The following is a 22,867-nucleotide window of genomic DNA, read 5'->3' as shown; positions in this document are numbered from 1 at the left end:
ATACCGCGGTTCAGGCGGATTCCGGATGCGCCAGACGCCGCAGCATCTGGACGGCGTTCTCCGCGGCGGCCGAGCGGTCGTGGCGGCGGTAGGCCATGTCGAGCAGCGCGTGCGGCGCGTCGCCCTTGATCGGGCGGTACTCGATGCCCTGCGCGCCCATGTGGCGCATGGCGGCGGGCACGATGGAGATGCCCACGCCCGCCGCCACCAGGCTCACGATCGACGCCATCTGCGGCGCCTCCTGGATGACGCGCGGCGCAAAGCCCGCACGCTGGCAGGCGGACTGGATGGCGTCATACAGCCCGGCGCCGATGGGACGGGGATACAGCACGAAGTCTTCCGCGGCCAGCGCCGCGATCGGGATGGCGCGCTTGCGGCTGAGCGCGTGGTCGGGGGGCAGGGCGATCAGCATGGGCTCGTCCAGGACGCGTTCGGACTCGAACTCGGCGTCCAGCACGTAGGGCGGCCGCACGAAGGCGACATCCACCTCGCCCGCGCGCAGGCCGCGCAGCAGCGTCAGGGTATTGCTTTCGGTGAGGGTGATGCGCACGTCCGGATAGCGGTCGCGGAAGGCGCGGATCGCGCGCGGCAGGTAAGGATGGAACACCGCAGACGCGGTAAAGCCCACGGTGATGGCGCCCCGTTCGCCGCGACCCAGCCGCCGCGCGAGGTCCACGGCGCGGTCGGCGCTGGCCAGGATGGCGCGCGCGTCCTCAAGGAACTGCGCCCCGGCCTCGGTCAGCGCGATGCCGCGCGGCAGGCGCAGGAACAGCGCCGTGCCGATCTCGCGTTCCAACTGCTGGATCTGCTGGCTCAGCGGGGGCTGGCCGATCCCCAGGCGGGCGGCGGCGCGCGTGAAGTGCAGTTCCTCCGCGACGGCGGTGAAGTATCTCAGGTGGCGCAGTTCCATCGTTCAACAGTCCATCGTTTTTAAATATGCACGGGTGCAGTTTCATATATTGGACATATGCAGGGCAAGCGTCTACCTTGTCGCTACGGGCTTGCTGCCCGTTGTCATTCGAGAAACCTGATGTCTACCCCTTCCACCCGTTCCGCAACCGAACGCGACGCCGCGCCGTCGACGTATCTGGCGCGCGGCACGCCCGGACTGCGCCGCGCCCAGTGGGCCTTGTTCGCCGCCGGCTTTTCCACCTTTTCCCTGCTGTATTGCGTGCAGCCGCTGATGCCGATCTACACCCGCGCATTCAACGTCTCGGCGGCGCAGAGCAGCCTGGTGCTGTCGCTCTGCACGGGCCTGCTGGCCATCGCGATATTTTTTGTGGGCCTGTTTTCGGCAGCCCTGCCGCGCAAGCCCATCATGGCGCTGTCGCTCTTCGCCTCGGCCATCCTGGGCACCATCGCCGCCGTCGCGCCCGACTGGCACAGCCTGCTTGCGTTGCGGGCGCTGCAGGGCGTGGCGATGGGCGGGGTGCCCGCCGTGGCCATGGCCTATCTGGCCGAAGAGGTCGAGCCCGGCACGCTGGGGTTCGCGATGGGCCTGTACATCAGCGGCAGCGCATTCGGCGGCCTGTCGGGCCGCGTCATCACCGGACTGGTGTCCGACCACTACGGCTGGCGCGCGGCCATGGGCACGCTCGGATTGCTGGGCATCGTCGCGGCCATGCTGTTCATCTGGCTCCTGCCGGCATCGCGCCGTTTCACGCCGCGGCGCGGGCAGGGATGGGCGGGCGTATGGGGCGACGTGCGGGCCGGCGCGGGCGCGCATTTGAAGAACGGGCCGTTGTGCGGACTGTTCGCCATGGGCGGGCTCCTGATGGGCGCCTTTGTGGCGGTCTATAACTACGTGGGCTTTCGTCTCCTGCTGCCGCCGTTCTCGCTCAGCCAGACCTTTATCGGCTTCATCTTCGTCGTCTATCTGGTCGGCATTTTCGCGTCGACCTTTTTCGGCCGGCTGGCCGACCGCCACGGACGCGGCGCGATGCTGTCGGCGGCCACGGGCCTGGCCCTGGCGGGTCTGTTGCTGACGCTGTCGGATTCCCTGCCGCTGCTGATCGCGGGCATCGTGGTGTTCACATTCGGCTTTTTCGCCGCCCACGCGGTCGCGAGCGGCTGGGTCGGGCAGATGGCGCGCGGGTTCAAGGCGCTGGCGGCCTCGTTGTACCTCCTGGTCTATTACGTGGGGTCCAGCGTGCTGGGGGCGCTGGGCGGACATTTCTGGACCGCCGCCGGCTGGGATGGCGTGGCGGCGATGGCGGGCGGGTTGCTGGCGGTGGCGCTGTCCATCAGCGCCGGGCTGGCCTGGCGCACCGGCCGGCGGCACGCGGCCGCCGGCGTCGCCGGTCCGGCCTGACGTTACAGAGGTTTAGCCAAGTAGGTCCCTATCGCGTACAGTCCTATCTGCGATAGGGGGAACCATGTTGACCAAGCAAGACCGCGTGTCCCTCCCCTGGACCGACACGCTTGCTCGTCTGGAAGATGAACGCATCATGCTGGAGCGCATCGCCGCTGGCGTACCGCTGCAGCAGGTGCTTGAACACGTGCTGCACGCCATCGAGGCGCAGTCCAGCGTAAAAGTGCGCACGGCCATCGCGCTGGCGGACGACCCGGGAATCGTGCTGCGGCATGGCGCCGCGCCCAGCCTGCCCGACGCTTTCAATGCCGCGGTGGACGGGGTGCCGGTCGGCCCGATGGCGGGCTCGTGGGGTGCGGCCGCGCACGCGGGCAACCCGGTGTACGTCGATGACATCGCCACCGATCCGCGGTGGGCGACGTGGCGCGATCTTGCGCTGGCCCATGGCCTGCGCGCCTGCTGGTCCACGCCGATCAAGTCGCCGGACGGGCGGCTGCTTGGCGTCTTCTCCAACTACTACGAAGAATGCCGCCAGCCGTCCGCCCAGGACATCGACGCGATCGCGCTCGTCACGCGCAGCGCCGCGCTGGCGATCGAACGGCATCGCATGGATCTCGCGCTCCGGCACAGCGGCGAACGGTGGCGGGCGATGTTCGACGGCATGCAGGAAGCGTTTTTCCTGGCCGAGGCATTGCGCGACGACGCGGGCCGCGTCACGGACTTCCGCTTCCTGGAGGTCAATCCGGCCTTCGAACGCCAAAGCGGCATGAAGGAAGGCGACACGCTGGGCCATACGCTGCGCGAGATGATTCCCGGGGTTCCCAGCCAGATTCTGGACACCTTCGCGCAGGTGGTTGAAACGGGCGACCCCATCCAGTTCGAGTTTGCCGTGCCCGCGCCCAAGGATGCCTGGTATGAAGCGCGCGCCCGCAAGGTCGACGCCGACCGGATCATGGCGCTGTTCCTCGATGTGACCGCGCGCAAGGCCGCTGAGTCCGAGCTCTGGGAAGGGCAGCACCGCAAGAATTTCCTGCTGGCGTTGGGCGACCGGATGCGCGAACTGCATCTGCAGGCGGCCATCGAGCAGACGGCGTGCGAGGCCCTGGGCCAGCACCTGTCGCTGGGCCTGGTCGCCGTGCTGGACTGGGCCGGCGAAGGCGCGGCGCCGGTGGTGTCCACGTGCTGGCGGTCCGACGCCGACCTGGCGCGGCAGGACGCGTTGGCGCCCGGGCAATTGGGCGACGAGTTCTACGAGGCGGTGCGCCAAGGGCGCACTACCTATCTGCAACCGCTGCTGGCCCAGGAAGGGGGCGAGATCCGTCCGTCGGCCATCGTGGTGCCGATGCGCCGCTGGGCGCGGCAAGGCGGCGCGCTGGTCGTGCGGCCTTTGTCCAGCAGCCGGCTCAAGCCGGGCGACCTGGCCTTCATCGAAGAAGTGGCCGAACGCATGTGCGACGCGGTCGAGCGCTCGCAGTATTCGCGCATGCTGGAACAACGGGTGGAGCATGCCATCGCCGAGCGCGACCGCATCTGGCGCCTGTCGCCGGAATTGCTGGCGGTCATCGACACGAAGGGGCGCTTTGTCAGCGTGAACCCGGCCGTGCTGCCCATCCTGGGCTGGAGCCCCGACCAGTTCCTGTCGATGGGACTGACCGAGCTGATCCATCCGGACGACCTGGACGCGACGCGCGCGGCCTGGTCGCTGGCCGGCCGGCCCCCGGGCGCGCAGTCCGTGCGGCATCTGGAAAGCCGCGTGCGCAAGCGCGCGGGCGGCTACAGCTGGATCACGTGGAGCATGTCGTGGTCGCAGGACAGCCTTTACCTGGCGGGCCGCGACGATTCGGACCTGAAGGCGCAGGCCGAGGCGCTGGCCGAGACCGAGAACGCGCTGCGCCAGGCGCAGAAAATGGAGGCGGTCGGGCGCCTGACGGGCGGGATCGCGCACGATTTCAACAACATGCTCCAGGGCATCACCGGCGCCCTGTACCTCATCCAGCGCAAGCTGGCCGCGGGGGTGCCGGAACAGGCGCAGCGTTTCATCACCGTGGCCATGGACTCGGCCAATCGCGCCGCCCACCTTACGCAGCGCCTGCTCACGTTTTCGCGGCGCCAGCCGATCGACCCCAAGCCGTTCAGCGTCGAGGCCGCGCTGCACTCCATGACGGACCTGTTCCACCGCTATACCGGCGAGCGCGTCAGCCTGGTCTTCGACCTGGAGCCGGGCCTTTGGCCGGTGAACTGCGACAAGAACCAGTTCGAGAACGCCATGCTCAACCTGGTCATCAATGCCTGCGATGCGATGCCCAATGGCGGCGTGCTGACCGTGGCCGCCGCCAACGCGCACCTGGATGACTCGTCATCGCGCCAGCGTACGGGGATCGGCCCCGGGGCGTTTGTCGAAGTGTCGGTCTCGGACGTGGGCTGCGGCATGTCGCCCGACGTGCTGGCGCATGCCTTCGACCCCTTCTACACGACCAAGCCGCTGGGCGAGGGCACGGGGCTGGGCCTGTCGATGACCTACGGGTTTGCGAAGCAGGCGGGCGGCAGCGCGCTCCTGGAAAGCGCGGAGGGCGTCGGAACGTCGGTTCGGCTGTACCTGCCTCGCCATCAGGGCGAGCCCGAACTGCCGGCCGAGGCGCCGACCGCGACCGGCGCGCAGGCGGCTTCGCCCGGCCAGGCGTTCGTCATCGTCGTGGAGGACGACACGAACGTGCGCGAGATGGTTCGGGAGTCGCTGGTCGACATGGGCCTGCATGTGCTGACCGCGGCCGACGGCGAGGCGGGGCTGGAACTGGTCACGTCGACGCGCAACCTGAGCCTGCTGGTGACGGACGTGGGCTTGCCCAACCTGAACGGCCGTCAATTGGCCGACGCCGCCCGCGTGGCGCATCCGGGCCTGCGCGTGCTGCTCATGACGGGCTACGCGGAAAGCGCGGCCAGCACGCGCGGTTTCCTGGAAGAGGGCATGGAGCTCATCGTCAAGCCGTTCTCGCTGGATGCGCTGGGCGAGCGGGTGCAACGCATGCTGGAGGCGAGCGCCGGGCCGCAACGGGCGGCCTAGGGGTCAAGTGTTGCAAAGGCAGGTAAAAAATGCCCTGCCTCGCGAACTACTGCGCGGGGCGGGCGGCAGGCAAGGGCGGGCACGGGGCTTGCGACTAGGAGGATGCAATTCAACCTAGGAGGTCTGTTATGAAATACCGTGCCATGACTTGCGCGTTTGCATTGATTGCCGGCCTGGCGACCGCCGGCGGGGCGATGGCCCAATCGACGGGCGGGAGCGTCACCACCTCGCCGTCGAACACCCCGAACGATGGCACTGCGGTGCCGCCGAACACGAAGGTGCCTGCGGGCACGATTCCGCCGGCTCCGAATGCCGCGCCGAATACCCCCACGACGCCGCCCAAGCTGGACAAGAGCGGCCACATGAGTTCGGGCAAGCATCAATCGGAGATGCCCAATCGCAAGCGCGAAGCCAATGACAACGTGCCGGCGACGCCTGCCGCCGGCGCCACGCCCGCGCCGGGCTACCCGAACACGGGCGGCAGCAAGTAATCCAGCAGGCGGGGCAACCCGCCAGCAAAAAGGCTTCCGCGAGGAAGCCTTTTTTTGATCCCGCGGCGGCGCGCAACGCGGGCGCCGCGCGCCGCTCAATGCTGCCTGCGCAGTTCGGCGGGCGGAACGCGCAGTTGACCGCGGTACTTGGACACCGTCCGGCGCGCGAGCAGGATGCCGTTGGACGCGAGCTGCTGCGTCAGCGCCACATCCGACAGCGGCATGCAGGGGTCCTCGGCTTCGACCATCTCCTTGATCAGCGCGCGCACGGCCGCGGCCGAACACGAGCCGCCCGATTCGGTGGCCAGCTCGCGCGAGAAGAAGTGGCGGAATTCGAAGACGCCGCGCGGCGTCGTCATGTATTTGCTGACCGTGGCCCGCGACACCGTGGATTCGTGCATGTTCAGATCGTCCGCGACCTCTCGCAGCATCAGCGGCCGCAGCGCCACCTCGCCGTATTCGAAGAACATCTGCTGGCGTTTGACGATCGCCTCGGCCACGCGCTGGATGGTCGTGTAGCGTTGCTCCACGTTGCGCACCAGCCAGCGCGCCTCCTGCAGTTCCTGCGCCATCGGGCTGCGGTCGTCCAGGCGGGCACGGCGAAAGAGGTCCGCGTAGGCGCTGTGCAGTCGCGCGCGCGGCATCGCGCTGCGGTTGGGCAGCACGCGCCAGCGCCCCTGCCATTTGTCGACGAATACATCCGGCACGACATAGATGGGGGTCTCGCCGCTATAGCGCGCGCCCGGCTTGGGATCCAGCCGGCGGATCAGCGCGCTGGCTTCGCGCAGGTCGTCGTCGGAACATCCCAGCACCCGGCGCAGGCCCTGGTAATCGTTCTTGGCCAGGCGGTCCAGGTGTTCCTGCACGATGCGGTGGGCGAGGGCCCGCGTGTCGTCGTCCTCGTCGGGCAGCGCGGCCAGTTGCAGGGTGAGGCATTCGCGCAGGTCGCGGGCGGCGATGCCGGGCGCGTCCAGTTGCTGCACCAGGCGCAGGGCGGCGGTCCATTCGCTTTCTTCCGGCGTGGGGTCGATGTCCGCATCGGCAGCGTTGCACAGGTTGGTCAGGGGCACGCGCAGATAGCCGTCATCGTCCAGCGCATCGATGATGAATTCGGCCAGCAGGCGGTCGCGCGGCTGCAGGTGATAGTTGCCCAGCTCGTTGGACAGGCGTTCGCGCATCGAGACGCTGGCGCAGGCCCATTGGCCCAGGTCGCTTTCGCCGCCGTTGGGCGCATGGGTCGGATAGTCGCCGGAGTAGGCGGGCGCATCGGGCGGGAGCTCATCGGCGTCGGTGCGTTCGGGCGCGCTGTCAGGCTCGGCGGCGGGCTGGCTTTCGAATGTGACGGCGTCGCCGTGGGCGCCAGGCGCGGCCGGGGCGGCCTCAGGCTCCGAATCGTCCGGATCTTCGAGAAACGGGTTGTTCGCCAGCGCATGCTGGACGGCCGTGGTGAACTCCAGCGCCGACATCTGAAGCAGCTTGACGGATTGCTGCAGACGCGGCGCAAGCGTCATTTGCTGGCGCAGGCGAAGTTCTTGCATTGGGTGGCCCAATCGAGTCTCCTGAAGGGGCAGCCGCCGGAAAGCGGCTCATCCCATCAGTAGATGCAAAGATCGTGCCAGGTCTGTTCCCCGGGGCAGCGGCGCGTCGGGAACGCGCCGTGCTGGGCCAGTATTACAAGGGGACGGTAAGAACTGCTCAAGCGGCCTCGGGCTCATCCTTTTCATAGATGTCCAGCCGGTTGTACAGGGTCTTCAGGCTGACGCCGAGGGTTTCCGCGGCCAGGCGCTTATCGCCCGCGTGATGGGCGAGGGTGGCCAGGATGAATTCGCGCTGCGCGCGGCCCAACGGCATCCCCACGGGGAAGTTGAGCGACCCGTCGCGCAGCTGGGCCTGGTTGGGTCCGCGGTTGCGCGAAAGCAGGTCGGCATCGAGCTGGGTGTCGGCCATGATGTAGGCGCGCTGGATCACGTTGCGCAATTCACGGACGTTGCCCGGCCAGTCGTGCGCCTTGATCGCCTCGAGCATGTGCGGGGAAAAGGTTTTCTGCGTGCCGTGCTGCGCGTTCAAGGTATCCAGGAACTGGTTTGCCAGCAGCAAAACATCGTCGCCGCGTTCGCGCAGCGGCGGCACGCGCAGCGGTATCACCAGCAGGCGATGCAGGAAGTCCTGCCGCAGCCTGCCGTCGGCGACCGACGCCGCGGGATCCCGGTTGCTGGCGCAGATGACGCGCACGTTGGCGCGCAGCAGGTCCGTGCCGCCCACGCGCTGATAGGTGCCCACCTCCAGTACGCGCAGGAAGTGGACCTGCATGTCGGGCGGCATTTCCGTGACTTCGTCCAGGAACAGCGTGCCCCCGCTTGCGTACTCGAAATAGCCGGCGTTCTGGGACACCGCGCCGGTAAAGCTGCCTTTCTCATGGCCGAACAGTTCCGCGTGGGCGAGCGAGCCGCTGATCGCCCCGCAATTGACCGCCACGAAAGGCTGGTCGCGGCGCTCGCTGGCTTCATGGATGGCGCGGGCGACGATTTCCTTTCCCGCGCCGCTTTCGCCGATAATGAACACGCTTGCGTCGGTGGCCGCGGCCAGCGCGATCTGGTTGCCCAGTTTGCGCATCTGCGGCGACATGCCGCTGGTGTCGGCAAAAGCGGAAAGTGCGGGTGGCGCGGTATTTCGTGTGGCGGTGTTACGAGTGGCCATGCTGATTCCTAGTCCCCAATCGGGCCTGTGACAGGCTCATCGTAGAGGGCGGACCCCGCTCAGATTGCGACGAGTTGCAAGTAATCGAAAACGTTGGTGGAAACGGGCAAATATTTGCGCCGGCCGCCCCCATAGTGACTATCCTCAGGGTTATGCAAGGGAAACGGAGATAGCATGCCTCACCTGCTTATCGTTGACGACGACGACGCGATACGCGAAACATTGGCCGAAATCGGCCGCGAGAGCGGGTTTACAGTGGCCTTGGCGGCCAGCGTCAAGGACGCCATGATCCAGCTCGAACGACAGGCGCCGGATCTGGTGCTCACTGACGTCCGCCTTCCGGGCGGCAGCGGGATGGACATCTTCAAGAACGTTGCCGTGCACAGCGCCGAGGTCGTGGTCATGACCGGCCACGGCACGGTGGACAACGCGGTCCAGGCCTTGCGCCTGGGCGCGACGGACTATCTGGTCAAGCCCATCTGCATGGAGCGCCTGGAGGAAATCCTCAAGCGCATCATGGCCAATTCGGGCGGCGAAATGCCCGGCACCCCGTTCGAAGAGCCTGGACGCTTCGGCAAGCTGTTCGGCAAATCCGAACGCATGCTGGAGCTGTACCGCCAGATCGGGCGCGTGGCGCCCACCAACGTCACCACCTTGCTGATCGGCGAAAGCGGCACCGGCAAGGAGTTGGCTGCGCATGCCATCCACGAACTCAGTCCGCGCCGCCAGCGGCCGTTCATCGCGGTCAACTGCGGGGCGATTTCGCCCAACCTGATCGAAAGCGAAATGTTCGGGCACGAGCGCGGCAGTTTTACCGGCGCCGACCGCCAGCACAAGGGCTATTTCGAGCGCGCCGACGGCGGGACCCTGTTCCTGGACGAAGTCACCGAAATGCCGCTGGACCTGCAGGTCAAGCTGCTGCGCGTCCTGGAGACTGGGCAGTTCATGCGCGTGGGCACCAATCGGGAGATTGCCTGTGACATCCGGGTCATTGCCGCCACCAACCGCAACCCGGAGCAGGCCGTCCAAGAGGGCAAGTTGCGCGAGGACCTGTACTACCGGCTGAGCGTGTTCCCCATTGAATTGCCCGCCTTGCGCGATCGCGGCAGCGACATCCTCTTTCTGGCGGAACGCTTCCTGCAGACGCTGAACGAGGAATCCGGCAAGACCAAGTTGTTCTCGCCCGAGGCCGCCGCGGCCCTGGAGCAGTACGAATGGCCCGGCAATGTGCGCGAGCTGAAGAACTTTGTGCGGCGCGCCTTCATCATGGCCGATGGCGACGTGATGGATCTGGAAATGCTGGTGCCGCAGGTGTCGCCCACGGGCGAGACGGCGGGCAGTCAGGTCAGCGTTCCCGTTGGCGAGACCCTGGCCGAAGCGGACCGGCGCCTGATCCTGGCGACGCTGGAGCGATGCAATGGCGTGAAAAAACAGGCGGCCGCCGTGTTGGGCATCAGTCCCAAGACGCTGTACAACCGCCTGGAAGAGTACGCCGCGGCGGGCTATACACTGCCGGGCGAAAATTCCCGGCCGGGCAACGCCGCCCGGGAATCTGCCTAGAAATACGGCCTGGAAAAACGGCCTGCCTGCCTGGCAGGCCGCTGCCTGATTACTTGTTGTAGCGGGTCTTCAGGTCGGCCATACAGGCGTCCTTGGCATTACCGGACATGGCGTCGCATTTTTCCTTGCCGACCTTGTAGTCGGCATCGTTGCGCGCCTTGGCCGCGTCATGCGAGGCCTCAGCCTTTTCCTTGGCCGCCTTGGCGTCCGCCTTGGCCTTGTCGCGCGTCGCCTCGGCCTGCTGCTGGCACACGTCCTTCGCGTTGCCCTTCATCCCGTCGCATTGTTTCTTGTCCATCTTGTACTGATTGTCGATCTGGTCGTCGGTGCGCACACCGGCTGCGCCGGTTTGGGCGGTGGCCGAGAAGGCCAGGGCGGACAGACACAGGGCAAAAGCGGGGCAAATCGTTTTGGACAGCTTCATGACTGACTCCTTGGGTAGTTGGTCCGATTGCACGCGGACCCGATAGGGACAGAGCAAGCGGCGTGCCTGGGTTTGTGTGGGTTTGCCTGGCTGTGCCTGGCTTGGCTGGGTTGAACGAGGTTTGCCGGGTTTTGTCTGTCAGGGCCGGTCAGCGCGGGAGAGCGCCGGTCAGCGCCAGGGAGCGTCAGGCACGCCGCTTGCGCATGCAGGGTCGCCGGGCCGCAGTGGCGGCCAGGCGCGTATCCAGGAGATGAATCATGAGCACCCACAGCGAACAACAGCCGGCAAAATCCAAGGCCAATACGCCCAAGGACGACACCGAGGCGGCCCGCCAGAGCGGCCAATTCGGCGCGGACAAGCCGTCGGCCGGGGAACAACCCTACAAGCGCGAGTCGGACAAGACGCCCAATCGCAAAGGGGCCGAATTTGAAGAGGGGGGCCAGTACCCGGGCAAGCGGCCGGACGGGAACTGAAGGATGCAGGCCTGCGCTGCGGCGCAGGCTGCCGGGAGCGTGGGCGCCTGGCCGCAAGTCCGTGGAGCGGGGCGCCTAATCGGAAGCCCGTGTAGCGGGGAGCCTGGCGGGGCGCCTAGCCCGGCGCATCCCGCGCCTCCTCGGCCAGACGGAACAGCAGCACGACGCAATGCAATGCCGCCAGTCCGACCACGCCGTACACGACCCGCGCGGCGGTTGGATTCGGCAGGAGCTTGGCGGCCACGTCCAGGTTGACGGCGGCGATGAGGCCGCAGTTCAGGCCGCCGGCCACCACCGCCATCAGCGCCGACCAATCCAGCACCGAAAGGCCGCGCCGCGACCCCTCGGCGTCGGGTTGGGGCTCGGCGTCCGGGGGATCGTCCTGGGCACTCGGATCCTCGTTGCGGGAAATCTCCATCGTCCTGCCTCAGCGGCCGGCGCCACGCGTATCGTCCGCCTGTCCGCCGTTGCGCACCGGGTCGGGGGCATCCCGCGAAATGCCGGCCTCATCCGCGTCGGTGACGCGGTCCGGCGCGACGTCGGCGCCGTCTTCATCGGGCAGGTCCGGCTCCACGCTTTCGCGTTCGCCGGTGCCCTGGGCATCGCTGTCGGTGTGGGCGCGGTTGCGCGGCAGGTCGCTGGCGGAATCCGACGAATCGCTCGGGCCGAGATCCGGGCGGCCGCTGTCGTCGTCGGGCAAATCGGTGTTGGGAATACGGGGCATGCTGGTCTCCAGGTAGGGACGGCATCGGGCGTACGCGGGATCCGCGCGCCATCGATTCGCCCCGGTTTTGCAGCAAGCGCCGTGCCGCGGGCGCGGCGGGCCGGGTATGGAAGTTGCTCCCTGCTGGGCATTCACACGCGGGAGACTGCCATGTCATTGATTGTCGCTGCACGGTTCCAGACCTTCGACGAGGCCACGCTGGCCGCCCGCAGGCTGTTCGCCGAGGGCTATACCGAAGAGGACGTCCATACGTTCTACGTCAGCATCGCGGGCGAGCACGGCCGCTATCCGTTGGGCGGAGACCGGCTGGCGGATCCGGACGCCAAGGGCGGCCATTTCGGCGCGGTGGCGGGCGCCTCGCTGCTGGGCCTGGTGTTCGCCTTGCTGGCCGGGTTGATCGCGGCGCGCCTGGCCGCGTCCATCTTCATCACGATTGCCGCCGCCGGCGTGGGCGCCTATATCGGCGCGCTGATGGGGGCCATGTGGGTGGTGGGCCGCAAGAAGCGGGTGCGGACCGCGCCGGGCGCACCGGCCGCCTCGCATCCGCCGGTGCGTCAGGCCGGCGTGATGCTGGCCCTGCACGTGGATCTGGGCCGCGAGGCGCAGGCGCGGCAGATCCTGCGCGCTGCGGGCGGCACGGACATCGAACGCGCCAACGGGCGCTGGCAGGACGGCAAATGGCAGGATTTCGATCCCCTGGACCCGCCACGGCCCGTCGAGGCGCCCACGACAGCCCAATGACGCTTGCCGCCCGCACGCCTGGAGACACCACGATGAAGCGACTCAGCATATCTTCCATTGCCGCATGGGTTGTGGCCGCCGTCATGCTGGCCGGGGCGGCGCAGACCGTGCTGGCCGCGGAGCTGGCGGCGTCCGATGCGCGATTCCTGCAGGCGGCCGCGGGATCGGGCCTGTTCGAAGTGCAGGCGGCGGCGCTGGCTGAAAAGCGCGCCAAGGATGCGCAGGTGCGCACGTTTGCCGAGAAAATGCGGACGCAGCATGCGGCCGTCAACCAGGAGATCAAGGCCCTGGCCGCGGCAAAGAATGTGTCGCTTCCGGATGAGCCTTCCGAACCGGACCGCGCCACGCTGGAGCGGCTGCGGGCGATGACGGGCGCCGCGTTCGACCAGCTGTACGTCGAAAAAGCGGCGTTGGACGCCCATGCGATCGCCAACCGGTTGTTCGACACCGCGGCCAAGGAAGCGGAGGATGCGCAGGTCCGGCAATTCGCGGCCCGGACATTGCCGATGCTGAGGGACCACTACGCCATGAGCCGAACGCTTGTGGGGGAACCCGCGGGCCACGGGGACAGGATCCAGCCCGCGCCCAAAGGCGAGGCGCCCGCGATCTCGCCGGCTTCCCGCGAGGCGCCGGCCTCGGTCGTGCCGCAAAAATAGGCGGCACTGCGGGTCGGCACGGCGATGCGGCACGGCGGATTCGGGCGCCGGGACGGGCAGGGCGTTCAGTCGCCCGCGCTTCCCGTGATGGGGAGCACGATGCCGGTGATGTAGCTGGCGCATTGCGGCGAGGCCAGGAACACATAAGCGGGCGCAATTTCTTCCGGTTGCGCGGGCCGGCCCAGGTCGGTCTTTGCGCCGAACGACTTGATGGCCTCGGCGCTGCGATCCGCCGGGTTTAGCGGCGTCCAGACCGGGCCTGGCGCCACGGCGTTCACGCGGATGCCCTGGCCGGCAAGATTGGCCGCCAGCGATCGCGTGAACGCGTGGATGGCGCCCTTGGTCGCCGAATAATCCAGCAGGGCGGCGCTGCCGTTCAGGCCCGTGACCGATCCCGTATTGATGATTGCGTCACCGGCCTTCAGGTGCGGCAGCGCCGCGCGCGCCATGTAGAAATAGGCCGTGATGTTGGTGCGCAGCGTCCTGTCCCATTTCTCGTCGGTGATCTCCGGCAACGTGTCGGTGTGCTGTTGATAGGCCGCGTTATTGACAAGGATGTCGAGCTTGCCGAAATGCTTGACGACCTGCGCGACAGCTTCGTTGCAGAACGCCGGGTCCTGCACGTCGCCGGGTATCAGCAGGCATTGGCGGCCTTCGGCCTGGACGGCTTGGCTGGTCTCGCGGGCGTCTTCATGTTCGTCCAGGTAAGCGACGGCGACGTCCGCGCCCTCGCGCGCGAACAGCACCGCAACGGCCCGGCCGATGCCGGAATCGCCGCCGGTGATGATCGCGATCTTGTCCTGCAGCTTGCCGCTGCCCTGGTAGCCAGGCGCCTGGTACTGCGGTTTGAGCGCCATGTCGGCTTCGACACCTGGCTGCTCGTCCAGATGCTGGCCGGGCATGGGCGGGGTGGGGTGCGGGCGGTCGCCGGTCTGGGCGCTTTTGGGTGTACTCATGTGGTCTCCCATTGGGCGGCGCGGGATGCGCCATGCATGGGAGCATCGAGCAAACGCCGTGCCCGGCGGCCCGCCCCGCGGCCTATTGGCGGCCGACGATCACGCCCAGCAGAAAGGCCGCGCCGGCCGCCAGCCCGACCGCCTGCCAGGGGCGTGCGTGGATGTATTCCTCGGTGCAATCCAGCGTTTCACGCATCAGGTCGTGGGCGTTGTCAGACGCGTCGCGCAGGCTTCTGCGCGTGGCCTGGAGCTGATCGCTCAAGCGCGCCTTCAAGGCCTCCAGGTCCGTCGCCGAACTATCGCTGAGCGTGGCTTCCAGCTCGTCGATCCAGCTTTCCGGATGCCGGGAGCGCCTGTAGGCGCCACGATTGTCGGGGCCGTTCTCGGGGAAGTCGGAAGGCATGGGGGTATTCGTCGTGGCCATCGAAAGCTCCTGATCATCGGGCGGAAAATGCGCCAGCGCGGACCGGCCCGGGGCGGCCGCTAGGCGGGACGAGGCTTACGCCTCGACCATATCTCGGCATGCCAGCGTGCAGGCGATGCAGGCGCCGGCGCAGATCTTGCAGTGTTCGGCGTCGTGCGCGGCGCATTGCCGGGCACAGGCATCGCAGACCTGCGCGCACGGCGTGCACAGCGCATGGGCAAACTCGCCATTGCGGCCCAGCATCGCCGCGCAGAGGCGGCAAATCGCGGCGCAATCCGTGCACAGTCCGATGCACTGCTTCATGGCGGTCGCATCCTCCTGCAGGCAGGCGGCGGCGCACGCATCGCACGCCACCGCGCATTCATAGCAGGCTTGCACACATTGCTCGAAGTTTGGGTCTCGCATTGCATCTCCTTGTGAGCGGCGGCGGCCGCCCGGACAGCCAGAGGCGGCGCGCCAGCCGGCACATCCGCTTGCAATTTGAAGGGCTTGACTGTTTTTCCCGTGGATCTGTCGCCGTAGGATGAAGGTTCGCAACTGGCTGGAGAGAACCATGAAACCTTCGTCCGAACCCAAGCCCGCCGCGTCGGCGCGCACCGGCGAGACCCCGCAGGACAACGCTAAGATACTGCCGCCGCGCGGTCCCGTCGATGTGCCAAAACAACCGGATAAACCCGATGCCCGCACGCCCGACGAAGCGGCGCGCGACAAGCGCGAGGTGGTCGACAACCGCACCGAATCCAATTGGGCCGACGGCTCCGCGCCGCAGCCTCGCGCCAAGAACGCCCGGTCGTCGATTCTCTGATCAGGCATCGTCAGCCGCCTGGTCGTGCAGGAAGGCGAGCAGGCGGCGCTCGTCGGCGGCCAGGCCGCGCGGGCCGGGCGGCGCCGCGGTGGGACGCGGCAACGTGCCGGTCAGATAGGCCTGCAGAATCGCGGGATGGACATAACAGGTGCGGCAGACGGCGGGGGTGTTTGCCAGCCGTTTTGACACCTGCTTGATGACGTCCACCGCTTCCTGTTTGGCCTGCCGCTCGTCGACGAACGGCCGCGCCTGCAGGGCGGCATACGCCATGACCGAGCCCGCCCAGGTTCGGTAGTGCTTGGCGGTGTACTCGCCGCCGCCCGCCTCGCGCAGGTAGGCATTGACGGCGCCCGAGTCGATGGGACGCCGGGCGCCATCCGCGTCTAGATACTGGAAGAGCTGCTGGCCGGGAATGTCCAGGCACTGCTTGATGACGCGCGCCAGGCGGCGGTCCGTCACGGTGACGTCGTGCGCGACGCCGCTCTTGCCCTGGAACTGGAAGCGCAAGCGGCTGCCGGCCACGGTGGTGTGTCGGCGCTTGAGCGTCGTGAGGCCATACGACTTGTTGGCGCGGGCGTACTCGCGCCCGCCGATGCGGATCAGCGTGATCTCCAGCAGGCGCACCAGGACGGCGATCACCTTGTCCTGCGTCAGCCCGGGGATCTTCATGTCGCGTTCGACCTGGCGGCGGATGCGGGGCAGGGCATGGCCGAAGGACAGCAGGTTCTGGTATTTAGTGGCGTCGCGCACCGCCGTCCAGGCGGCGTGGTAGCGGTATTGCTTGCGCCCGCGCGCATCGCGCGCCGTGGCCTGCAGATGCCCGCGCGGCGATGGGCAGATCCACACGTTTTCGTAGGCCGGCGGAATCGCCAGCGCATTGATGCGCTGGATTTCGGCGTCATCGGCGATGCGCCTGCCTTGCGCATCGACATAGTGGAAGGTATGGCCGTTGACGCGCACGCGCGTGTAGCCCGCCTGCGTGTCGTCCACGTAGATCAGCGAGGCCGGCTCGATGGGCGGCGGCGCCTGTTCTGGGTGCGTGCGGGGGCTCATTCATTCTCCGTGTGCGCGGGCAGCGCCCGGGCCCAGCATGCGCCGTTCCCGATGCGTGGGCGTGGCGCGAGGGAGGGGTTTGGGCACGGGGCTTGCTGATGCTTTGGTCGGCAATCGCGTCGCCTGATCCGCCCAGCGGGCCGGCCGCGCCGGCCTCGAGAGAATCTTCAGAGGAGAGTGCAATGCAAACCGTCCTGCAGTTACATGTGCCGCCCAAGCCGGACCCGATACCGCCCGGCTCGCCGCCGGGAGATCTTCCCGTCGATCCGGACACGGACGAACCGGACGTGGACCTGCCGCCCTTGTCGCCGCCGGTCAAGGAAATCGTGCCGCCGAAAGACATCTGATGGATGCCTGCCCCCTCAACAACTCAAATCAATAAAGACAAGGAGTCACCATGTCGACCATCCTCCTGATCATCCTGATCCTGCTGCTTATCGGCGCCGTGCCGGCGTGGCCGCACAGCCGCAGCTGGGGCTACTACCCCAGCGGCCTGCTGGGCATTGTCGTGATCGTGCTCATCGTGCTGCTGTTGATGGGACGGATATAGCGGCCTGACAGCCGTGTCGAATCCGCCTGGCGCCCACCGCGGCGCCAGGCGGATTTTCATTTGGGCGCGGCCAGCCGCTGGTCATCCCTTGGCCAGCCGGATGGCGCGCACCCCGGGGCGGGCGTAAGATCGGCGGGTTTTTCCGCAGCAACCCACACATTCGCAGCCCCGCCATGCCCATTGCGCTACTGATCCTGATCGACAGCGTCCAGGACTATCTCCCCGCCATCGAAGCCCAGGGCTTTCGCCCGATTCTCGCTCCCTGCGACCAGACCCGTGCCCAGGCCATCGCGCGGCATGGCGCCGAGATCCGCGCCGTGTTGACACGCGGTGCGACCGGCCTGCGCGCCGACGAGATGGCGGCCATGCCGCAACTGAGCCTGGTGTGTTCGCTGGGCGTGGGCTATGAAAACATCGACCTGGCGGCCGCGCAGGCGCGCGGCCTGGTGGTCACGCACGGACCGGGCGCCAACGCGGTGTCGGTCGCCGACCATGCGATGGCGCTGCTGCTGGGCGCCGCGCGCCGGCTGCCGCAGGCCGACGCCTGGGTCCGGCAGGGACACTGGAGCGGCTTCATGGGGCCGCAGGTGACCGGCAAGCGCCTGGGCATCCTGGGCCTGGGCACCATTGGCCTGGAGATCGCGCGCCGCGGCGCGAACGGCTTTGGCATGCGCGTGGGCTACTTCAACCGCCGCGCCCGCCCGGAATCGGGGTATGCGTACTTCGACAGCCCGCGCGCGCTGGCCGCCGAATCGGATTTCCTGGTGGTGGCGACGCCCGGCGGCGCAGGCACGCATCATCTGGTGGATGCGGCGGTGCTGGAGGCGCTGGGGCCCGAGGGCTATCTGATCAACATCGCGCGCGGCAGCGTGGTCGACACCCAGGCGCTCATCGCCGCGCTGTCTGAACGGCGCATCGCGGGCGCCGGGCTGGACGTGGTGGATGGCGAACCGGCCGTTCCGGACGCGCTCAAGCGCCTGGACAACGTGGTGCTGACGCCGCACAGCGCGGGGCGTTCGCCCGAGGCCGTGGCGGCGACCGTGGCGCTTTTCCTGGAAAACGCCCGGGCGCATTTCGCGGGCAAGCCCGTGCTGACGCCCGTGCGCGACGCGCAGCCCGCCGCCGCTTGAACGGCACAGGCGGCGCCGGCCCCTGGCGCCGCGTCAGTGCGAAAACATGATGGGCACCGTCATGCTTTTGAGGATGGACGCGGTGGCGCCGCCCATCGCCCATTCGCGGAATTTGCTGTGCCCGTACGCGCCCATGACGATCAGGTCGGCGCTGTAGTCCGCGGCGGCGTTCAGGATGGTGCTGCCCACGCCCACGCCCTTGATGTCGCGGCGCACGTGGTCGGGCGCGGGAATGCCGTGCGCGACGCAATAGGTGACCAGGTCTTCGAACGGGATGGAATCCACGTTGCGGGTGGCGGCGCCTTCATCCATGGTCAGGACGACCAGTTGCGTGGCCCCGCGCAGAAGCGGCGCGGCGTCGGCCAGCGCGCGGGCGGCTTCCCGGCTGCCATCCCAGCACAGCAGGACGCGGTCGCCCACGACCGCGAACTGGCCGCTGGAGGGCAGGACCATGACAGGGCGGCCCGCCGATAGCAGGGTCTGTTCGACGAATTCGTTCTCGTGGGCGGCCTCGACGTCGTCGCGGTTCTGCTGGCTGACGATGATGAGGTCGGTGGCGCGGCCGTGCAGGGCGACGGTGGCGCTGGGCGAGGACTCTCCGGCGCGGACGATGGCCGGGATGTCGGCGTTGGCCGCCGCTTCCAGGAACGCGTTCTGCACCGCGGCGCGGTTCTGCGCCTGCAGATCCTTCATGACGTTGAGCGTGCGCGACATCATCACGGATTCGCCGTAGTAGTACTGCGGCGGTGCGGAGCTGGCGTAGACCCCCACCAGTTCGGCCTTGTGGCGCCTGGCCAGGCCCAGCGCCAGCGTGGTGCGGCGCGAGCAGTCGAAACCGTGGTCCAGGTGGACGGAAATGCGGCGGTACATGGTGGGCCTCCTTGGTTAAATGCGTGCCATGTCCCTATGGTTGCCGTTTACCTTCCAAGACCCATTGATGCGCATCAAGCCGCCCGGAGTTTCGCGCAGGCGGCTCAAGTCGCCGGCGATACCCGACGGCCCCTGGCGATGCCCGGCGCTAGGAGGCGGGCTGCTCGCGTTGCACCTGCTGGCGCAATTGCCGGATCTGCCGCGCCTGCTGCCCGATGCGGTCCAGGGGCGCGGCGAGCGACGGCTCGGCCGCGGCGATGGCGGGCGGCACGTTCAGGCCGCGGGCTTCCTTTGCAGGGGCCGGCCCGTCCGGATGCAGCACGTGCGCCAGCGTGGTCCCGTAGTTGCGCAGCGCGGCGGCGGCGGGCGAGTCGGCGGGCAGCCCCGGCTGGATTTCCAGCACCGTGCCCGCGGCGGTGATGCGGCGCATGGCGTTGAGCAGGTTCACGGCGGTATCCACGTTGCGGTCGCGGTGCACCGGGTTTTGCTGCAGCCGCTGCAAAGACGCCTCGGCGTTGTCGGCCGACAGGCAGGCCAGCCTGCGCAACCCGACAATGTCGCGCGCGGCCCCGGCGCCGCTCTTTTCGTGGGTGAGGGCAAGCGCGTAGTCGGCATGGCACTGCAGCGCGCGGGCCAGGGCGCCGGCGAGCTGGCGGGGCTCTTTTTCGGGCCACACCAGAAAACCCACCAGCAGCGCCAGGATGCCGCCCAGCACGCTGTTGAACGCGCGCAGCGCGGCCAGCATGGGCTCGTAGATCTCGGGTTGCTGGATATGGCTGACCAGCACGAACTGCGAGGTCAGGAAAAAGGTGAAGAGCGCGTAATGGATGGTGCGGGCGGCAAAGGTGCCCAGCGCGATGGGCAGCACCGCCAGGGCCACGGACAGCGGTGTGCTGAGCAACAGGCCGAGCAGCGAGGCGCCGATGGCGCCCGCCACGCTGCCGGCGACGCGCTCGAGGGTGCGCTGCCAGGTCGTCGCGAAATACGGTTGCAGGATGAACACCAGCGTGAGCGACATCCAGTAGCCATGGTTGACGGCGAAGGTCTTGGACAGCGCCACGGCGATGGTCGCGCCCACGCCCACGCGCAGGGCGTGGCGGAAGGCGTCGGACTCGAAGCGCAGGTTCTGGCGCAGCGTGCGCCAGGCCTGCCGCGCGCCGCTGGCGTCGCCGCCGGTCTGGGCGGGCGCGGCGGGCGCGGGACCCTGGTCGAACAGCGCGTGCATGACGGCCTGGGCGGTGTGCAGCAGGCGGTCCAGGACGGGCACCACGGTGGCCAGATCCGGCGCATAGGCCATGGCGCCGCCGCGCAGGTCGCGCAGGCCGGCGTTGTAATGGGCCAGGCGCTCGCGCAGGCATTCGGCCTGTTTGGCGTCATTGACGTCGGAGGTGCTGGCGATGGCGTTGCAGACGCTGGCGTAGCGGTGCAGCGCGTGCGACAGGTGCGCGCCCGCGCTGCGGCCCAGCCAGCGCGGCGCATTGGACTCCAGCAGGTCGGCGGCGGCGACCAGCGCGATGAAGCTGTCCTCGGCGCTGTCCAGCAGGTACAGCAATTGATGGGCGCGGGCGCGACGCGACGGGCGGGCGTCCAGCACCTCGCGGATGCGGACCCGGGCCGCTTCCAGGGCGGCGCGCTGCGCACTGCGCTGGGGCCGGACGACGGCGCTCCAGGCCTGCGGGCCGCCAGCGGGCGCCAGGCCGGAATACATGCGCGCGAGCGCGTCGGCAAAATCGGCCAGGCCGCGATAACTGTGCGCGACCGCGTGGGTGGCGTCCTTCCAGGGGCGGCGGCGCCACACCAGCGCGGTCATGAGAATCGCCCACACCGCGCCGGCCAGGAAGAATAGGGTGTACCAAAGGCTTTCCAGCAGCGTGGGGGCGGGCAGCTCCGCGGCCACCACGAAACCGGCCGACAGCAGCGTGCCGACGATGGCGGCCGCCGGGCCCAGCACGCGCAGCAGCCCGCCGAAGGTGCAGCAGACAAAGGTGAGCGGCAGCAGCAGCCACAGATGCGCGGCGCTGGCGCTGGCCAGCAGGCAGAACAGGGCGCCGATCAGGCCCAGCGCCAGCATGGACCCGGCCCGCTTGCGCAAGGGGCCGCCGGGGTCGCCGAAGCATGCCCAGAACGCCGCGATGGCGGTCCAGCCCAGGCGCGGTTCGTGCACCAGCACGGCGAGGATGACGGGGGCCGCGCTGATGGCGGCGGCTTGCAGGGCGTCGAGCCACAGCACATTGCGCACGGCGGCGCGCCAACGGGTAAGCAGACTAGTCACGCGGGAATGAAAGCAGCAAAGTAAGGGCCGGACGGGCCGGATGCCGCCAACCCTACCATGTCGACAAGACGCCCGCAGGCGCGTCCCGCAGGCATGCCGCCCCGGGGGCGGAAACATGAATCCGCGCACCTTAACACGTGTTGTTACATGTGTGTGACTTTATGGCGGCAAGGGCGCAGAATGCCCGAAATCACTGCGCCTCGACCTGCGCCCGGAACGCGCAGGCCCGCAGCCGGGGCGCGCCGGGAGCAAGCCATGATGAATCCAGAGTCTTGCCAAAACCCCGTGGTGGGCGATGCGGAAATTGCCGCGATGATCACGGGCAGGGATGGACTGCGCGTCCTGTTGCAGCCGCAGGTGGACCTGCTGACGGGCCGCATTGTGTCGGCCGAGGCCCTGGTGCGATGGCAACACCCCCGGCTGGGCACCGTGATGCCAGCCGAGTTCATCCCCGCGGTGAACCGGCTTGGCCTGGACCGGGTGCTGTTCGAGCGGGTCTGCGTGCGGGTCATCGACGCGCTGCTCACGCTGCGCCGCGCCGGCCTGGCGGTCCCGCTGGCGATCAATGCGCCGGCCACCACGCTTTCCGAGATGCGCTCGGTCGAGTTCCTCCTGGACCGGATCCGTGCCGCGGAACTGCCGCCGTCGCTCGTGCGCGTGGAGCTGACCGAAGACCAGCCCATCCGGGACCTGGATGTATTGCGCGCCTCGCTGCTGCGCCTGGAAGAGGCGGGCTGCGAGGTCAGCCTGGATGATTTCGGGACCGGCCATGCCTCCCTGAAACTGTTGTCCGCGATTCCGCTGTCCGAAGTAAAGATCGACCAGTATTTCGTCACGCGCATGCGGCGCAGCGCCGTGGCCTTCGAGGTGCTGCGCACCGCCGCCGAACTGGCCACGCGGCTGGGCTGGCGCGTGGTGGCGGAAGGCGTCGAGAACGTCGCCGACATTCCCGCCTTGCGCGCGGCCGGCTGCCGTTACGGGCAGGGCTTTTCGCTGGGCCGTCCCATGCCGCTGGACGAACTGATCCTGCGGCTGCGCACGCAGCGCGATGGCGGCGAACCGCTGGCGGCGCCCGCCGCCTATGCATCGGCCTGGCTGAATGCCTTCGACAGCCCCGGGACGGACGCGGAACCGGATCGGCCCACCCATCACACCGCGACGCTCTAGAACCGCACTTTTTACCGATCATTGGACGCCGGGACCCTCGACTCTTTCGTCCCCCGATCCCGCACCGCCCAGGCCCTCGGGCGCACGCCGTTTGGGCACGCCGGTTGCTCATCTATCCACGCGGAATATCTCCGCATCTTAGGAGACGAGTAATGGCCAATCAGAACCAGCCCGACCAGCAAAAGCAGCCCCAAAAGCAACAGTCCCAGGAGAACCCGCGGGACCGCAACCAGTCGCCGGGCCAGCAACCCGGTCAATCTGGCCAGCAGATGGAAAAAGACAGCAATCAACAGGGCCAGAGCCCGGGTCAGCAGAACAAGACCCAGCGCTGAGCGCGCGGGCTGCGCGCGCCACGTAACCAGCCCGTGTGACGCCGCGTAGCTTTTCACGGCCCCGTTCGCGCCTCCTCCGTGGCGCGGACGGGGCCGTTTTGCTGTTTCCGGAAATCCGGACATCCGGAAATCCTGAAATCCGGAAATCCTGAAATCCGGAACCAGGACGA

General features: G+C 68.2%; 25 protein-coding genes. 13 read left to right on the top strand and 12 right to left on the bottom strand.

Annotated features, from left to right (window positions below):
* Positions 1-10: 10 nt before the first annotated feature.
* Positions 11-910, bottom strand: coding sequence for a LysR family transcriptional regulator (locus BXA00_RS24360; RefSeq protein WP_076520951.1), 900 nt, complete (start codon positions 908-910; stop codon positions 11-13).
* Between the two features lie 120 nt (positions 911-1,030).
* On the opposite strand from BXA00_RS24360, the gene BXA00_RS24355 reads away from it, so the two are divergent.
* The 3 genes from BXA00_RS24355 (at position 1,031) to BXA00_RS24345 (ending at position 5,863) form a co-directional block, all read left to right on the top strand.
* Positions 1,031-2,311 (top strand): MFS transporter, encoded by a 1,281-nt coding sequence (locus tag BXA00_RS24355; protein WP_076520950.1) that lies wholly within the window; start codon positions 1,031-1,033, stop codon positions 2,309-2,311.
* A gap of 64 nt (positions 2,312-2,375) precedes the next feature.
* Complete coding sequence (locus BXA00_RS24350) at positions 2,376-5,372, top strand: GAF domain-containing protein (protein ID WP_076520949.1); 2,997 nt, start codon at positions 2,376-2,378, stop codon at positions 5,370-5,372.
* A gap of 128 nt (positions 5,373-5,500) precedes the next feature.
* Positions 5,501-5,863, top strand: a complete 363-nt coding sequence (locus BXA00_RS24345) for a hypothetical protein (RefSeq protein ID WP_076520948.1) — start codon at positions 5,501-5,503, stop codon at positions 5,861-5,863.
* A gap of 95 nt (positions 5,864-5,958) precedes the next feature.
* On the opposite strand, the gene BXA00_RS24340 is transcribed toward BXA00_RS24345, so the two are convergent.
* Together BXA00_RS24340 and BXA00_RS24335 are read right to left on the bottom strand one after the other, a co-directional pair.
* Positions 5,959-7,401 carry an RNA polymerase factor sigma-54 gene (locus BXA00_RS24340; protein WP_076520947.1) on the bottom strand — a complete coding sequence of 481 codons (1,443 nt, stop codon included), beginning with the start codon at positions 7,399-7,401 and terminating at the stop codon, positions 5,959-5,961.
* Positions 7,402-7,558: 157 nt separating this feature from the next.
* The gene (locus BXA00_RS24335) at positions 7,559-8,560 is read right to left on the bottom strand and encodes a sigma-54-dependent Fis family transcriptional regulator (RefSeq protein WP_083714330.1); all 1,002 of its coding nucleotides are present in this window, start codon (positions 8,558-8,560) and stop codon (positions 7,559-7,561) included.
* 174 nt (positions 8,561-8,734) lie between these two features.
* On the opposite strand from BXA00_RS24335, the gene BXA00_RS24330 reads away from it, so the two are divergent.
* Positions 8,735-10,120 carry a sigma-54 dependent transcriptional regulator gene (locus BXA00_RS24330; protein WP_076520946.1) on the top strand — a complete coding sequence of 462 codons (1,386 nt, stop codon included), beginning with the start codon at positions 8,735-8,737 and terminating at the stop codon, positions 10,118-10,120.
* Positions 10,121-10,169: 49 nt separating this feature from the next.
* Here BXA00_RS24330 and BXA00_RS24325 read toward each other — a convergent pair whose 3' ends face one another.
* Positions 10,170-10,544 (bottom strand): hypothetical protein, encoded by a 375-nt coding sequence (locus BXA00_RS24325; RefSeq protein WP_076520945.1) that lies wholly within the window; start codon positions 10,542-10,544, stop codon positions 10,170-10,172.
* A 257-nt stretch (positions 10,545-10,801) separates the two neighbouring features.
* Between BXA00_RS24325 and BXA00_RS24320 the strand changes: the two genes are divergently transcribed.
* Positions 10,802-11,017, top strand: a complete 216-nt coding sequence (locus BXA00_RS24320; RefSeq protein WP_076520944.1) for a hypothetical protein — start codon at positions 10,802-10,804, stop codon at positions 11,015-11,017.
* A gap of 115 nt (positions 11,018-11,132) precedes the next feature.
* Here the strand turns inward: BXA00_RS24320 and BXA00_RS24315 are convergent, their stop codons facing one another.
* Positions 11,133-11,435: a DUF378 domain-containing protein gene (locus tag BXA00_RS24315; RefSeq protein WP_076520943.1), complete on the bottom strand. Its 303-nt coding sequence runs from the start codon at positions 11,433-11,435 to the stop codon at positions 11,133-11,135.
* Positions 11,436-11,444: 9 nt separating this feature from the next.
* Positions 11,445-11,741, bottom strand: coding sequence for a hypothetical protein (locus BXA00_RS24310; RefSeq protein ID WP_076520942.1), 297 nt, complete (start codon positions 11,739-11,741; stop codon positions 11,445-11,447).
* 150 nt (positions 11,742-11,891) lie between these two features.
* On the opposite strand from BXA00_RS24310, the gene BXA00_RS24305 reads away from it, so the two are divergent.
* Both BXA00_RS24305 and BXA00_RS24300 read left to right on the top strand, forming a co-directional pair.
* Positions 11,892-12,482 carry a hypothetical protein gene (locus BXA00_RS24305; RefSeq protein ID WP_076520941.1) on the top strand — a complete coding sequence of 197 codons (591 nt, stop codon included), beginning with the start codon at positions 11,892-11,894 and terminating at the stop codon, positions 12,480-12,482.
* Positions 12,479-13,138, top strand: coding sequence for a DUF4142 domain-containing protein (locus BXA00_RS24300; protein WP_231952151.1), 660 nt, complete (start codon positions 12,479-12,481; stop codon positions 13,136-13,138). The genes BXA00_RS24305 and BXA00_RS24300 overlap by 4 nt, the downstream gene beginning before the upstream one ends.
* Before the next feature lie 65 nt (positions 13,139-13,203).
* On the opposite strand, the gene BXA00_RS24295 is transcribed toward BXA00_RS24300, so the two are convergent.
* The 3 genes from BXA00_RS24295 to BXA00_RS24285 form a co-directional block, all read right to left on the bottom strand.
* Positions 13,204-14,094: an SDR family oxidoreductase gene (locus tag BXA00_RS24295; protein WP_076520939.1), complete on the bottom strand. Its 891-nt coding sequence runs from the start codon at positions 14,092-14,094 to the stop codon at positions 13,204-13,206.
* Positions 14,095-14,176: 82 nt separating this feature from the next.
* A complete protein-coding gene (locus tag BXA00_RS24290) occupies positions 14,177-14,518 on the bottom strand; it encodes a YqjD family protein (protein WP_076520938.1) in 342 nt (113 codons plus the stop codon).
* Positions 14,519-14,593: 75 nt separating this feature from the next.
* Positions 14,594-14,923, bottom strand: coding sequence for a four-helix bundle copper-binding protein (locus BXA00_RS24285; protein WP_076520937.1), 330 nt, complete (start codon positions 14,921-14,923; stop codon positions 14,594-14,596).
* A 148-nt stretch (positions 14,924-15,071) separates the two neighbouring features.
* On the opposite strand from BXA00_RS24285, the gene BXA00_RS24280 reads away from it, so the two are divergent.
* Positions 15,072-15,323, top strand: a complete 252-nt coding sequence (locus BXA00_RS24280) for a hypothetical protein (protein ID WP_076520936.1) — start codon at positions 15,072-15,074, stop codon at positions 15,321-15,323.
* Here BXA00_RS24280 and BXA00_RS24275 read toward each other — a convergent pair whose 3' ends face one another.
* Entirely contained in the window at positions 15,324-16,376 is a 1,053-nt protein-coding gene (locus tag BXA00_RS24275) for a DNA topoisomerase IB (protein ID WP_076520935.1), read from the bottom strand.
* 182 nt (positions 16,377-16,558) lie between these two features.
* Here BXA00_RS24275 and BXA00_RS29125 point away from each other — a divergent pair, with 182 nt between their 5' ends.
* From BXA00_RS29125 to BXA00_RS24265, 3 genes are all read left to right on the top strand, one after another.
* Positions 16,559-16,723: a hypothetical protein gene (locus BXA00_RS29125; protein ID WP_172805887.1), complete on the top strand. Its 165-nt coding sequence runs from the start codon at positions 16,559-16,561 to the stop codon at positions 16,721-16,723.
* Positions 16,724-16,773: 50 nt separating this feature from the next.
* A complete protein-coding gene (locus tag BXA00_RS24270; RefSeq protein ID WP_076520934.1) occupies positions 16,774-16,926 on the top strand; it encodes a DUF3309 family protein in 153 nt (50 codons plus the stop codon).
* 173 nt (positions 16,927-17,099) lie between these two features.
* Positions 17,100-18,056 (top strand): 2-hydroxyacid dehydrogenase, encoded by a 957-nt coding sequence (locus BXA00_RS24265; RefSeq protein WP_076520933.1) that lies wholly within the window; start codon positions 17,100-17,102, stop codon positions 18,054-18,056.
* 33 nt (positions 18,057-18,089) lie between these two features.
* On the opposite strand, the gene BXA00_RS24260 is transcribed toward BXA00_RS24265, so the two are convergent.
* Both BXA00_RS24260 and BXA00_RS24255 read right to left on the bottom strand, forming a co-directional pair.
* On the bottom strand, positions 18,090-18,926 hold the full coding sequence (locus tag BXA00_RS24260; RefSeq protein WP_076520932.1) for a universal stress protein: 837 nt from the start codon (positions 18,924-18,926) through the stop codon (positions 18,090-18,092).
* Positions 18,927-19,074: 148 nt separating this feature from the next.
* A complete protein-coding gene (locus tag BXA00_RS24255) occupies positions 19,075-21,198 on the bottom strand; it encodes an FUSC family protein (RefSeq protein WP_076520931.1) in 2,124 nt (707 codons plus the stop codon).
* A gap of 255 nt (positions 21,199-21,453) precedes the next feature.
* Between BXA00_RS24255 and BXA00_RS24250 the strand changes: the two genes are divergently transcribed.
* Together BXA00_RS24250 and BXA00_RS24245 are read left to right on the top strand one after the other, a co-directional pair.
* Complete coding sequence (locus BXA00_RS24250; RefSeq protein ID WP_076520930.1) at positions 21,454-22,365, top strand: EAL domain-containing protein; 912 nt, start codon at positions 21,454-21,456, stop codon at positions 22,363-22,365.
* Between the two features lie 152 nt (positions 22,366-22,517).
* Positions 22,518-22,697 (top strand): hypothetical protein, encoded by a 180-nt coding sequence (locus tag BXA00_RS24245; protein WP_076520929.1) that lies wholly within the window; start codon positions 22,518-22,520, stop codon positions 22,695-22,697.
* The last annotated feature ends 170 nt before the right edge of the window (positions 22,698-22,867 follow it).

This window comes from Achromobacter sp. MFA1 R4, from assembly GCF_900156745.1.
Lineage (GTDB): Bacteria > Pseudomonadota > Gammaproteobacteria > Burkholderiales > Burkholderiaceae_B > Achromobacter.
The sequence above is the reverse complement of the archived record's forward strand: the minus strand, read 5'-3'. Positions and strand labels throughout refer to the sequence as shown.

Bases quoted from the DNA above. Each gene is read 5' to 3' on its own strand.
- BXA00_RS24285 (WP_076520937.1), bottom strand. From the start codon at position 14,923: ATGCGAGACCCAAACTTCGAGCAATGTGTGCAAGCCTGCTATGAATGC.
- BXA00_RS24310 (WP_076520942.1), bottom strand. From the start codon at position 11,741: ATGCCCCGTATTCCCAACACCGATTTGCCCGACGACGACAGCGGCCGC.
- BXA00_RS24265 (WP_076520933.1), top strand. From the start codon at position 17,100: ATGCCCATTGCGCTACTGATCCTGATCGACAGCGTCCAGGACTATCTC.
- BXA00_RS24330 (WP_076520946.1), top strand. From the start codon at position 8,735: ATGCCTCACCTGCTTATCGTTGACGACGACGACGCGATACGCGAAACA.
- BXA00_RS24340 (WP_076520947.1), bottom strand. From the start codon at position 7,401: ATGCAAGAACTTCGCCTGCGCCAGCAAATGACGCTTGCGCCGCGTCTG.
- BXA00_RS24320 (WP_076520944.1), top strand. From the start codon at position 10,802: ATGAGCACCCACAGCGAACAACAGCCGGCAAAATCCAAGGCCAATACG.
- BXA00_RS24305 (WP_076520941.1), top strand. From the start codon at position 11,892: ATGTCATTGATTGTCGCTGCACGGTTCCAGACCTTCGACGAGGCCACG.
- BXA00_RS24350 (WP_076520949.1), top strand. From the start codon at position 2,376: ATGTTGACCAAGCAAGACCGCGTGTCCCTCCCCTGGACCGACACGCTT.
- BXA00_RS24275 (WP_076520935.1), bottom strand. From the start codon at position 16,376: ATGAGCCCCCGCACGCACCCAGAACAGGCGCCGCCGCCCATCGAGCCG.
- BXA00_RS24250 (WP_076520930.1), top strand. From the start codon at position 21,454: ATGATGAATCCAGAGTCTTGCCAAAACCCCGTGGTGGGCGATGCGGAA.
- BXA00_RS24345 (WP_076520948.1), top strand. From the start codon at position 5,501: ATGAAATACCGTGCCATGACTTGCGCGTTTGCATTGATTGCCGGCCTG.
- BXA00_RS24295 (WP_076520939.1), bottom strand. From the start codon at position 14,094: ATGAGTACACCCAAAAGCGCCCAGACCGGCGACCGCCCGCACCCCACC.
- BXA00_RS24245 (WP_076520929.1), top strand. From the start codon at position 22,518: ATGGCCAATCAGAACCAGCCCGACCAGCAAAAGCAGCCCCAAAAGCAA.
- BXA00_RS29125 (WP_172805887.1), top strand. From the start codon at position 16,559: ATGCAAACCGTCCTGCAGTTACATGTGCCGCCCAAGCCGGACCCGATA.
- BXA00_RS24355 (WP_076520950.1), top strand. From the start codon at position 1,031: ATGTCTACCCCTTCCACCCGTTCCGCAACCGAACGCGACGCCGCGCCG.
- BXA00_RS24260 (WP_076520932.1), bottom strand. From the start codon at position 18,926: ATGTACCGCCGCATTTCCGTCCACCTGGACCACGGTTTCGACTGCTCG.
- BXA00_RS24360 (WP_076520951.1), bottom strand. From the start codon at position 910: ATGGAACTGCGCCACCTGAGATACTTCACCGCCGTCGCGGAGGAACTG.
- BXA00_RS24315 (WP_076520943.1), bottom strand. From the start codon at position 11,435: ATGGAGATTTCCCGCAACGAGGATCCGAGTGCCCAGGACGATCCCCCG.
- BXA00_RS24270 (WP_076520934.1), top strand. From the start codon at position 16,774: ATGTCGACCATCCTCCTGATCATCCTGATCCTGCTGCTTATCGGCGCC.
- BXA00_RS24290 (WP_076520938.1), bottom strand. From the start codon at position 14,518: ATGGCCACGACGAATACCCCCATGCCTTCCGACTTCCCCGAGAACGGC.
- BXA00_RS24325 (WP_076520945.1), bottom strand. From the start codon at position 10,544: ATGAAGCTGTCCAAAACGATTTGCCCCGCTTTTGCCCTGTGTCTGTCC.
- BXA00_RS24335 (WP_083714330.1), bottom strand. From the start codon at position 8,560: ATGGCCACTCGTAACACCGCCACACGAAATACCGCGCCACCCGCACTT.
- BXA00_RS24300 (WP_231952151.1), top strand. From the start codon at position 12,479: ATGACGCTTGCCGCCCGCACGCCTGGAGACACCACGATGAAGCGACTC.
- BXA00_RS24280 (WP_076520936.1), top strand. From the start codon at position 15,072: ATGAAACCTTCGTCCGAACCCAAGCCCGCCGCGTCGGCGCGCACCGGC.